This is a genomic window from Agromyces binzhouensis, from assembly GCF_004135055.1.
GTDB classification, from domain to species: Bacteria; Actinomycetota; Actinomycetes; order Actinomycetales; family Microbacteriaceae; genus Agromyces; species Agromyces binzhouensis.
Map to the genome: position 1 here is coordinate 1 of NZ_SDPL01000432.1, position 2,624 is coordinate 2,624.

The 2,624-nt window shown below is 75.7% G+C and carries 4 protein-coding genes; 1 reads left to right on the top strand and 3 read right to left on the bottom strand.

Annotated elements, in window-relative coordinates; all coding sequences use genetic code 11:
• Nucleotides 1–539 (top strand): zinc-binding dehydrogenase (locus ESO86_RS15235; RefSeq protein ID WP_165307969.1); only part of this gene is annotated, 539 nt, incomplete at its 5' end.
• Nucleotides 540–557: 18 nt separating this feature from the next.
• Here the strand turns inward: ESO86_RS15235 and ESO86_RS15240 are convergent.
• The 3 genes from ESO86_RS15240 to ESO86_RS15250 all read right to left on the bottom strand — a co-directional run.
• Complete coding sequence (locus tag ESO86_RS15240; RefSeq protein ID WP_129235738.1) at nt 558–926, bottom strand: DUF488 domain-containing protein; 369 nt, start codon at nt 924–926, stop codon at nt 558–560.
• 60 nt (nt 927–986) lie between these two features.
• Nucleotides 987–2,084 carry an FAD-dependent oxidoreductase gene (locus ESO86_RS15245; protein WP_129235739.1) on the bottom strand — a complete coding sequence of 366 codons (1,098 nt, stop codon included), beginning with the start codon at nt 2,082–2,084 and terminating at the stop codon, nt 987–989.
• 61 nt (nt 2,085–2,145) lie between these two features.
• The coding region (locus ESO86_RS15250) for a hypothetical protein (protein ID WP_207207172.1) at nt 2,146–2,624 on the bottom strand (479 nt) is incomplete at its 5' end.

Here is a 2,624-nt window from a genome sequence, read left to right on the forward strand (position 1 = left end):
TGCGCGCTGGCGAGCGGGTGCTCGTCGTCGGGGCCGGCGGCGGGGCGGGGACGATCGCGGTCCAGCTCGCGAGGCACCTGGGTGCGGGCGAGGTGGTCGCCGTCGATCGCGCCGCGAAGCTCGACCTGCTGCGCGGGATCGGCGCGACCGAGACGGTCGAGGCGGATGCCGCCGCCGAGCTGTTCGCCGAGGGCGTCGGATCCGGCCGGTTCGACGTGATCGTCGACCTCGTCGCGGGTCGTGCGCTCGCCGACTACCGACGGGCGCTCCGGCCGGGCGGGCGATTCGTCGTCGTCGGCGGGCGCCTGCGCACCATCGGGCGTGTGGCGGCCACGGCCGGTCGCCCCGACGCCGAGGGCCGGACGTTCCGCCTGCTCGCGGCGGAGCCGAACGGGGGCCTCGACGAGCTCGGCGAGCTCGTGGCATCCGGCGTGCTCGCACCCGTGATCGAGGAGGTGCTCCCGCTCGAGCGGGTGCCCGAGGCGCTCGCGCGGATCGGGGCGGGCACGGTGCTCGGCAAGCTCGTGATCGCGCCGTAGGTCCGTCGGACGGCGCCCTCAGCGCTCCACGTCCGCGCCGTGCTCGCCGAGCCAGTCGCGCAGCACCGCGGCGTGGTTGTGCACCGCGTCGCGCGCGCCGTAGACCAGCGTGACCCGATCGTGCTGGCGCGCGACCGCGAGCAGGGCCTGCGCCGCCGCGTTCTCGTCGAGCTCCGCGCGGTACCGCGCCGCGAACTCGTCGAACCGATCGGCGTCGGCTCGGTGCCACTCGGTGCGCAACCCGGGGGAGGGCGCGGCATCCTTCGCCCAGTCGTCGAGTTCGGCGCGCTCCTTCGAGACGCCGCGGGGCCAGAGCCGGTCGACGAGGATCCGGACGCCGTCGGATGCCTCGGGCGCGTCGTGGACGCGCTTGATCACGATGGCCATGCGGCCAGTGTGCTCCCGTGGCGACCAGGTCGGCAACGGCGGAACCGGACCGCACAGCGCCTACGCGGCGACGGCCGCCCGCCGTTCCCGCACGATCTGCTGAACGGCGGCCCGTCCGGCGCGGTTCGCGCCGACGGTCGACTGCGACGGTCCGTAGCCGATGAGGAAGATCCGGGGATCGTCGAGCGAGCGGGTGTCGGCGACCCGGAAGCCGCCCTGCCGGGTGCGCAGGCCGAGCGGGGCGAGGTGGTCCAGCGCGGGCCGGAATCCCGTCGCCCAGAGGATCACGTCGGCCGGGCGGAACGAGCCGTCGGGCATGCGCACGCCGTCCTCCTCGATCGACGCGAACATCGGATGCCGCACCAGCACGCCGCGCGCCTGCGCGGCGCGGGCCCACGGCGTCCAGTGCATGCCGGTCACCGCGATCACGCTGCCGGGCGGGAGGCCCTCGCGGACCCGGGCCTCGACGCCCGCGATCGCGGCGGTGCGCGCGGGCAGGTCGAAGTCCTCCTCGATCCACCGCGGCTCGCGCCTGGTCATCCACGTCGTCTCGGCGACGTGCGAGATCTCCTCGAGCAGCTGCACCGCCGAGACGCCCGCGCCCACGATGATCACGCGCTCCCCGGCGAACTCCTCGGCCGAGACGTAGTCGGCGACGTGGAGCTGCCGGCCCCGGAACCGCTCGATGCCGGGGTAGTACGGACGGAACGGGCGGGTCCAGGTGCCCGTGGCGTTGATGACGTGGCGTGCCGCCCAGGTGCCGCGATCCGACTCGACGAGGAGCCGCCCGTGCGGATCCTCGTCCGCGCGCCGGATCGCCCGGACGCGCACGGGGCGCTGCACGTCGAGGTCGAACCGGCGCTCGTACTCGGCGAAGTACGGCGGGAGCGCCTCGCGGCTCGGGGCCGCCGGGTCGGCCGGCGGGACGGGGTGGCCGGGCAGCTCGTGGATGCCGTTGACGGTGCCCATGCGCAGCGACGCCCAGCGGTGCTGCCAGGCGCCGCCGGGGGCGGGATTGGCGTCGAGCACGACGAACGTGTCGGCCGCCGAAGGGTCCTGCCCCACGGGCACGAACCCGCGCCGACGGAGGTGGTGGGCGGCCGAGAGCCCGGCCTGCCCCGCGCCGATCACGGCGACGTCGACTGGCAGTGCGTCCACGGCATCCGGAACGATCGGAGCGGTCGGCGTATTCCGGCGACGCGCGCCCGGGCCGACCCGCTCACTCGGGATCGCGCGCGATGCGGAAGCTGCCGTCGGCCAGCCACTCGGCGGCGAGCACGTCGACGGCCGAGTCGACCGTGAGGATGCCGTCCCCGCGGAACTCGCCGTCGCCGGTGGCGAGTTCGGCGGGGATCCGGGTGCGCAGCGAGAGTCCGTCGGCGGCGAGCGCCCACAACCCCGTGCAGTTCACCGCCATGCCGCGAGGGCCGATCCGCGCGACGAGGCAGCCCGAGTGGCCGGTCGTCGCGACGGCGTACACGGCGACGGCGTCGATGGGACCGTCGGGTCCGAGGACCAGCGCGGCACGGGCGCCTGGGAATGCGAGCTCGAGCCAGGACGGGAGCGGGTCGACGCCGAGCGCCGGGTCCAGGAAGGCGCCCATCGGCCCGGGCTTCCGCGCGAGGTCCGACCGTCCGGCGATCGCGCCGGCGGCGGGCGGGGCCACCGGGACCACCGTCACCGTGACCGAGGGTCCGT

Coding starts and splice junctions, on each gene's coding strand:
- ESO86_RS15240 (WP_129235738.1), bottom strand. CDS start 926: ATGGCCATCGTGATCAAGCGCGTCCACGACGCGCCCGAGGCATCCGAC.